Origin of the sequence: Streptomyces sp. NPDC005811, assembly GCF_040630405.1 — a bacterium.
In the GTDB taxonomy this organism is placed as follows: domain Bacteria; phylum Actinomycetota; class Actinomycetes; order Streptomycetales; family Streptomycetaceae; genus Streptomyces.
In genome coordinates, this window is the sequence record NZ_JBEXXK010000089.1 from 24,466 (window position 1) to 32,645 (window position 8,180).

General features: G+C 74.8%; 3 protein-coding genes. 1 reads left to right on the forward strand and 2 read right to left on the reverse strand.

Annotation, left to right across the window (positions count from 1 at the left end; all coding sequences use genetic code 11):
• Positions 1-22 precede the first annotated feature (22 nt).
• On the forward strand, positions 23-5,821 hold the full coding sequence (locus ABZ490_RS49395; protein WP_359006664.1) for a TIR domain-containing protein: 5,799 nt from the start codon (positions 23-25) through the stop codon (positions 5,819-5,821).
• Positions 5,822-5,844: 23 nt separating this feature from the next.
• On the opposite strand, the gene ABZ490_RS49400 is transcribed toward ABZ490_RS49395, so the two are convergent.
• The gene (locus tag ABZ490_RS49400; RefSeq protein WP_359006667.1) at positions 5,845-6,717 is read right to left on the reverse strand and encodes a hypothetical protein; all 873 of its coding nucleotides are present in this window, start codon (positions 6,715-6,717) and stop codon (positions 5,845-5,847) included.
• A 92-nt stretch (positions 6,718-6,809) separates the two neighbouring features.
• Positions 6,810-7,958, reverse strand: a complete 1,149-nt coding sequence (locus ABZ490_RS49405) for a serine hydrolase domain-containing protein (RefSeq protein ID WP_359006670.1) — start codon at positions 7,956-7,958, stop codon at positions 6,810-6,812.
• Positions 7,959-8,180: the final 222 nt, after the last annotated feature.

Below are 8,180 nucleotides of genomic sequence, written 5' to 3' on the forward strand. Positions count from 1 at the left end.
TCGTCCATTGCATCATGAATATATGGGGGACCGTCAGATGACCGGGAACACCGGGCCGTTGGACTTCTTCGTCAGTTACTCGCCCGCAGACGAGCGCTGGGCGGCCTGGATCGCCTGGACCCTGGAGGAGGCCGGCTACCGGACCGTCCTCCAGGCCTGGGACTTCGTACCGGGCACCAACTTCGTCGACTTCATGGACCGGGGGGTGAGCGAGTCCGCGGCCGTCATCGCCGTACTGTCCAGGAACTACGAGCGGTCACGGTACGGCCGGATGGAGTGGCAGGCCGCCCTGCGCGCCGACCCGGACGTGCCCGAGCGGCGGCTGATCACCGTGCGGGTCGAGGACATCCCCGTGGAGGGGCTCCTCGCCACCATCACCTACGTCGACCTGGTGCCGGTGACCGATCCGGCCGCCGCCCGTGACCTGCTGCTCACCCGGGTCCGGCAGGCCCTCGACGGCCGGGCCCGCCCCAGTCTGCGGCCCGGCTACCCCGGTGGGGGACAGCCCGTGCCGCCCGCACCGGCCGTACCGGTCGCACCCCCGCCGGGCCGCCCGCTCGGCGGCCTCGGCTGGGCCGGCCGGCGCCGGCCCCCCGCCCCGCCGGCCTACCCCCGCACCGGCGCCGACCCGGCGGCCCGCGAGGCGGTCACCGTGCTGCATCTGGCCGGACCCGTCTTCGGCCGCGGCCAGGACCCCGCCGAACTCCAGGCGGCGATCTGGGGCGACCTCGTCGAGCTCACCGACTCCGGGGCGCCCTCCCCGGACCTGCTGGTCGTCACCGGCGACCTCACCGCCTCCGGCAGCCCCCGCGAGTTCGACCAGGCGCTCGCCTTCCTCACCGGACTGCGCGCCCTGCTCGGCCTCGAACCGCACCGCGTCGCCCTCGTCCCCGGCGGCCACGACGTCAACCAGGCCGCCTGCCGCGCCTACTTCAGCACCTGCGAGGCCGACGAGATGCCGCCCCGGCCGCCCTACTGGCCCAAGTGGCGCCACTTCGCCCGCGTCTTCCAGGAGCTCTACCAGGGGCTCGACGTCGTCTTCGACAGCGACCAGCCCTGGACCCTCTTCCCGGTGCCCGAACTGCACACCGTCGTCGCCGGCCTCAACTCCTCCATGGCGTACAGCCACCGCCTCGACGACCAGTACGGCATGGTCGGCCGCGAGCAGGCCGCCTGGTTCGCCCAGGCCCTCAGACCCTACGAACAGGAGGGCTGGCTGCGGATCGGCGCCCTGCGCCACGCCCCCGGCACCACCCCGCAGGGCGTCCTGCGCACCGCCGCCCGGGACGGCTCCGGCCCGCTGCGCGACACCGACGTCCTCGCCCGACTCACCGCACCCCGCCTCCATCTGCTGCTGCACGGCCCGGCCGGACCCGGCGCCCGCCCGCTGCTTGCCACCGCCACCGGCGAACTGCCCCTGCTCGGCACCGAAGGACCCGCCCGGCACCGGCTGCTGCGCATCGGCCGCGACGGCCTCGCGACCTGGCCGGGACCCGGCGAACCACGGCAGGACCGGGTCGAATGGCACCGCGCCCACCGCGCCTTCGGCCCCGCCGACCCCACCGCCCCCGACCCGGAGGCGGCCGACGCCCCCGACCCCGAGCCCCGCGCCGTGCAGTCCCCGGCCGAGATACTGCTCGCCCGGGTCGCCGAGGTCTGCCGCACCCGGCACGAGGGCGCCCAGATCCGCCCGGTCGACGGACCCGTGCCCCAGCTCCTCGTCACCTGGACCCAGTCGGGCTTCGTCCGCCAGCAGCGCGTCGCCGTCCACCCCGGCACCCCCACTGCGCAGGACGTCGACCGGGTCGTCGCCCTGGTGCACGCCGCCGACTCCGAGACCGAGGCCGAACTCGTCCACGACGGCCCCCCGCCCGCCCGCGAACTGAGGGACCTCGCCCGCCGCAGAGGCGTCCGGGTGCGCAGCTTCACCGAGTTCCAGGGCCTGCTCGACCTGCGCGGCTACGTCGGCGCCCAGAGCGAACGGCTGCGCACCGACCCCCGCTACCCCCCGGGCATGTACCTCCCGCAGCGGTACCGCGAGATCGAACGGCTCGACGCCGAGGACCGCGACGGACTGGTCGACGCCATGCTCCGCCTCCTCGACTCCGACCAGGGCCGCTTCCTGCTGCTGCTCGGCGACTTCGGCCACGGCAAGACGTTCGCGCTGCGCGAGCTGGCCCGCCGCGTGCCCGCCGAACTGCCGCACCTGGTCCCCGTGCTGGTGGAGCTGAACACCCTCGACCGCGCCTACTCCTTCGAGGGCCTGGTCGCCGCCCATCTCGCCGCGCACGGCGTCGACAACATCGACCTGCGGGCCTTCCGGTACATGCTCCAGCAGGGCCGGATCGTGCTGCTCTTCGACGGCTTCGACGAACTCGTCACCCGCGTCACCTACGACCGCGCCGCCGAACGCCTCCAGGTGCTGCTGGACTCCGCCGTGGACAGCGCCAAGATCGTCGTCAGCAGCCGCACCCAGCACTTCCGCTCCCAGGGCCAGGTCCTCACCGCCCTCGGCGAACGCGTCGGCATGCTCCCGCACCGCCGGGTCCTCGCCGTGCAGGAGTTCACCCCCCAGCAGATCCGCGCCTACCTGGTCAACCGCTACGACGGCGACGAACGCGCCGCCGACCGCCGGGTCCGGCTGCTCGACGCCATCCCCGATCTGCTCGCCCTGTGCCGCAACCCCCGTCTCCTCGGCTTCGTCGCCGACCTCGACGACGACCAGCTGCGTGCGGTCGCCGGAGCCGGCCGCGCCCTCAGCCCCGCCGGGCTCTACCAGGAGGTCCTCACCGCCTGGCTGACCTTCGAGGAGCAGCGCGCCACGGGCGGTCCCGGCCGCGCCCCCGGACTCGGCATCGACCAGCTGTGGACCGCGGTCACCGCGCTCGCCCTGCGCCTGTGGCAGACCGGCCAGGAGTCGCTGCGGCTCGACGAGCTGACCGATGTGGCCGAGACCCTCACCGGGCTCGCCGCGAGCCGGCTCTCCCCGGGGCAGGCCGCGCACGCCGTCGGCTCCGGCAGTCTGCTGGTGCGCAGCGAGGACGGCGTGTTCCGGTTCATCCACGGCTCGGTGGTGGAGTGGCTCATCGCCCGCGAGTGCGCGAACCGGCTGGTCGGCGGGGACAGCGCCCTGCTCGCCCGGCGCCGGCTCAGCCAGCTCGCCGTGGAGTTCCTGTGCGACCTCGCCGACCACCGCGCCTGCCAGGAGTGGGCCGAGCGCACCCTCGACGGCGACGAGGACGAGGTGGCCCGCGCCAACGCCGTGAAGATCCTCTCCCGGCTGCGGGTGCCCGCCCACACCGATCTGCGCGGGGCCGCGCTCGCCGGGGAGGATCTCTCGTACCGCGACTTCTCCGGTGTGGACCTCACCCGCGCCGACCTCACCGACGCCCGGCTGATCGGTGCCAACCTGGCCGGGGCGGTCCTGCGCGACGCCCGGCTGACCGGCGCCCGGCTGGACGGCGCCGACCTCTCCGACGCCGATCTGCGCGGCGCCGACCTGCGCCGCGCCCGGCTGATCCGCACCGACCTGACCGGCGCCCGGGTCGAGGGCGGCCGCTGGCAGCGCGCCGCCCTGATCGCCGCCACCGTCGAGCCCCGGCTGCTGCGCGCGCCCGAACTGGCCGCCGCCGCCCTGGCCCCCGGCATGGCCGTCGACTCCGGCTTCCGGCCCTCCGCGGTGGGCATGCCGTACGGCTTCGACATGCGCACCAGCCGGCTGCCCGAACCGATCTCCTACAGCCTCGACGGCGAACTCCTCGCCGTCGGCGCCGAGGACGGCGGGGTGCTGGTCTGCGACGCCGCCACCGGCACCGCCCTGCGCACCCTGGAGGGCCACACCGACCGCGTCTACGCCGTCAAGTTCCGCGCGCGGGTCCTCGCCACCGGCAGCGCCGACGGGACCGTACGCCTGTGGGACCCGGTCTCCGGGCGCTGTCTGCAGGTGCTGGACATCCATCCGCGCGGGGTGTGGCCCCTCACCCTGGACGCCGGCGGCACCCTGCTGGCCACCGGGGACGCCGAGGGCGTGGTCACCGTCTGGGACACCGCCACGGGCACCCCGCTGCACCGGCTGCCCGGCCACTCCGCACCCGTCTACACCGTGGCCTTCGACCCGGGCGGCGCCACCCTGGTCACCGGGGACGCCTCCCCCTCCGTACGGCTGTGGGACGTCGCGACCGGGCGGTGGACCGGTGAACTCCCGGGCCATCAGGACGCGGTGTACCGGGCGCGGTTCAGCCCGGACGGCACCCTGCTGGCCACCGCCGACCGCGGCGACGACCGGCAGGGCGGCACGGTGCGGGTCTGGAACGCCGCCGACCGCAGCCTGCGGCACGAGTTCACCGGGCACACCGGCCGGGTCTACACCCTCGACTTCCACCCCGGCGGCCGCTACCTGGTGAGCGGCGACACCGAGGGGGAGGTGCGGCTGTGGGACCTGGCCGAGGGGACCGGCGCCGGGCTGCTCGGCGGCTGCCGGGGCGCCGTCTACCAGGTGCTCTTCGCCCCGGACGGCACCCTGCTCGCCGCCGGGGACAGTCAGGGCGTGGTCCGGCTCTGGCGGGTCGAGCCGGGCGCCGACCCGGTGGCGGTGCCGCTCACCCGGCAGCCCGCCGAGCATCGCGGCTCGGTCTGGGTCTGCAAGTTCCGCCCGCACGGCGACACCCCCGCCCCGGACACCGGCGCCCTCCTCGTGACGGGCGGCAACGACGGGGTCGTACGGCTGCACGACCCCGCCACCAGTCAGGGCCGGCGCATCCTGCGCGGCCATGGGCGGCGGATCGGCACGCTCTCCTTCAGCTCCGACGGCTCGATACTGGCGGCGGGCGGCAACGACGGCGTGATCCGGCTGTGGGACTCCGGCACCGGGCGGCGGCTGCGGGAGCTGACCGGCCAGAGCGACCGGCTGGTCTCGGCCGTGTTCAGTCCGGGCGGCAGCCTGCTCGCCACGGCGAGCAGCGACGGCGACATGTATCTGTGGAACGCCTCGACGGGCGAGTACCAGCGCGAGATGGACGTGGAGACCGACCACGTCTGGGCCGAGGCGTTCAGCCCCGACGGCGACCTCCTCGCCACCGCCAACGACGACGACACCGTCCGCCTCTGGTACCGGGCCACCGGCGCCCATGTCGTCACCGTCGGCGAGCACTTCGGCCGGGTCCGCTCCATCGCGTTCCGGCCCGACGGGCAGGTCCTCGCCACCGGCTGCGACGACCGCCGGGTGCGGCTGTGGCAGCTGGACGAGCGCCGGATCACCGCCGTCCTCGACGGGCACACCGACCGGGTGTACGCGGTGGCGTTCGCCGCCGACGGCTCCTGGCTCGCCAGCGCCTCCTGGGACGGGGACGCGGTGATCTGGCGGGACGGGGTGGCCGTGCACCGGCTGTCCGCGCACACCGGCAAGCTGTGGACGGCCGCCGCGCATCCGCTGCGCCCGCTGCTGGCGACGGCCGGCGACGACCGCACGGTCCGGCTGTGGGACGCCCACACCGGCCGGGAGAAGGCGGTGCTGAGCGGCCACACCGGACGGGTCCTGGCGGTCGCCTTCAGCCCCGACGGCTCGCTGCTGGCCGGCGGCGGCGAGGACGGCACGGTCCGGCTGTGGGACGTCCCGGCCGACGGCCCGGCGGTCCCGCGCGCCACCCTGGTCGGGCTGCCCGGCGGCTGGGCCGCGCTGGCGCCTTCCGGCGGCTACAAGTACGAGGGCGACGTCACCGGCGAGTTCTGGCACGCGGTCGGCATGTGCCGCTTCGAGCCGGGGGAGCTGGACGGGCACCTGCCGGGCGTCCGGAACGTGGCGCCGGAGGATCCGCTGAGGTGAGGCACACCCCTGAGGCACACCCCCTAGTGCGCGGTGCGCACGGTGAAGGCCGCCGTGTGGACGGTTCCGGCCGCCTTGAAGTCCAGGAAGAGGCGGTAGGTGCCCGCGCTGGGCGTGGTCGCGGCGAAGGAGACGTCCGGGCCCGAGGTACGGCCCGCCGTCGCCTCGTCGCGCGGGTGCACGTGCAGATAGGCGAGGTCGCCCGCGCGCAGGGCGACCAGATGGCCGTGGGCGCCGAGGTAGGGCTCGAGGGCGGTGACCGGGCGGCCGCCGCGCGTGACGGTGAAGGTGAGGTCGCTCTCCGCCCCGGCCCGCAGGCCGCCGTCGAGGGTGACGGTGTAGCCGTCGACGGTGGTGGTGGCGGAGGGTGCGGGCGGCGCGGTCGCCGTGTACCGCCCGGTGACGGTGAGGTCGGCGCCCAGGGTGAGGCCCTCCTCCGCCCCGGCCGGGCGGAAGTCGGCGAAGACCCGGTAGGAGCCCGCCGCCGGGAGGTCGACCGGGGTGCTCCAGGTGCCGTCCGCGGCCCGGGTGGGGTGGAGATGGCGGTAGGCGGTGAGCTCGCGGGAGGCGACGATCAGATGGAGCTTCTTGGTGTGCTCGGTCGCGTAGGCGGTGACCGGTTGCCCGTGCGCGTCCCGGACGGTGAGGCGCAGGATGCCGGGGCGGCCGGCGGCGAGGCTCCGGGTCTCCAGGCCGAGCGTGTAGCCGCCCTGGGAGACCTGGAGTCCGGCGGGGGTGAGGTCGACGGACTCCGCCGCCTCGGAGTGCGCCTGACCGTGGCCGGAGGGCCCGGCCGGCGGTGAGCCCGGCCCGACCGCCGCCCCGATGCCGTAGGCGGCGCCGAAGACCACGGCGAGCGCGGCGGAGAACGAGCTGATCGTCCGGAGGGGTTTCATGGCGGGCTCCCGTCGTCGCTGGGTACCCCAGGGGGGTGTCCTGGAGATGAGAATATACCCCCTGGGGGTACCTGGTCATCCCGCCCCGTCGCTCACCGGAGGGCGGCCGCGATGATCCGGCCGACGACCGGGTTCGCGTCCTCGCTCTTCGCGTCCGTCGCGTTGACCGAGTAGACGAGGGTGCGGCCGAGGTCGCGGGTGGCGGCGATCGCCGCGTTGTAGCCGTAGCGGCCGCCCGACTTGAACCAGTAGACCCGCCCGCCGAGTTCGAACCGTGTGAGCCCCGCGCTGTAGGCGGCGCCGGGGATGTCCGCCGGGACCGTGAACATCTCCTGGAGCTGCGGCTCCGGCACGATCCGGCCCTTGAAGAGGGCGACGAGCAGCCGCTCCAGGTCGGCGGTCGTGGAGATCATGTCCCCGGCCGCGAACCGGTCCGCCTGGTTCCACTCGGTGACGTCCAGGAACTCCGTCGTCCCGTCGGCCTTCTCCACCGCCTGGTAGCCGAGGTTGTGCGGGCCGAGGATGCGTGGGTCGGTGCCCGGGAAGTACGTGTCCCGCATCCCGGCCGGCGCCAGCACCAGCCGCGTCGCCTCGGAGGCGTACGACCGCCCGGTCACCTTCTCGATCAGCAGCCCCAGGAACGTGTAGTTGATGTTGAGGTAGTGCTGCTTCTTCCCGGGGCGGAACTCGGGCTTCTTCGCCCCCGCCGATGCTGCCACCCGCTGCGGGGTGAGCGTGTCGAAGCGATGGGCGTACACCTCCTCGAAGGTCGTGCCGAGGCCGTCCCCGGCCGGGATGCCGCTGGTGTGGTTGAGCAGCTGCCGCACCGTGACCGGCCGGAACTGCCTGCCGAGCAGGCCCGGAAGGTAGCGCTGGATCGGCCGGTCGAGGTCGATCCTCCCCTCGGCCGCCAGCCGCAGCACGGCCGCCGCCGTCACCACCTTCGTCGTCGACCCGGCCCGGAACCGGCCGTCCGGGTCCGCCGCCGTACCGCTCTCCAGGTCGTGCACGCCCGAGCTGCCGCGCCAGGTGCCGTCCGTGCCGCCGACACGGACGAGGGCGGCGGTCGCGTCGGCGTCGGGGAGGCCGGCGATCGCGGCGGCGAGGGCCTGCTCGTCGAGCGTGCTCGTCGGCCGGGCCACGGGTGCGGCGAAGGCGGGGGCCGCGGCCAGCGGTCCGGCCGTCGCGAGGGCCAGGACGAGTGCGGCGGCGAGGACGGTCGTGCGGCGTCGGGCGCGCATACGGGAACTCCCTGGGGGCGGGTCGGTGGGTGAAAGAGTTTCGGGACGAGCCTCCGGCAGGCCGCGCGCGAGCGGATCCTCACCGGGGAGGGTGCCCGTCCCTGACCGGACCCGGTCTCAACTCATGTGCTCTCTTGAAAATGGCCTGAGTTGATGCGCGTTGGTAGAGGTCAAGCGGTCTCTTCTCGCGGGGTGACGGTGATGTCGAGGCCGAGGGCGGCG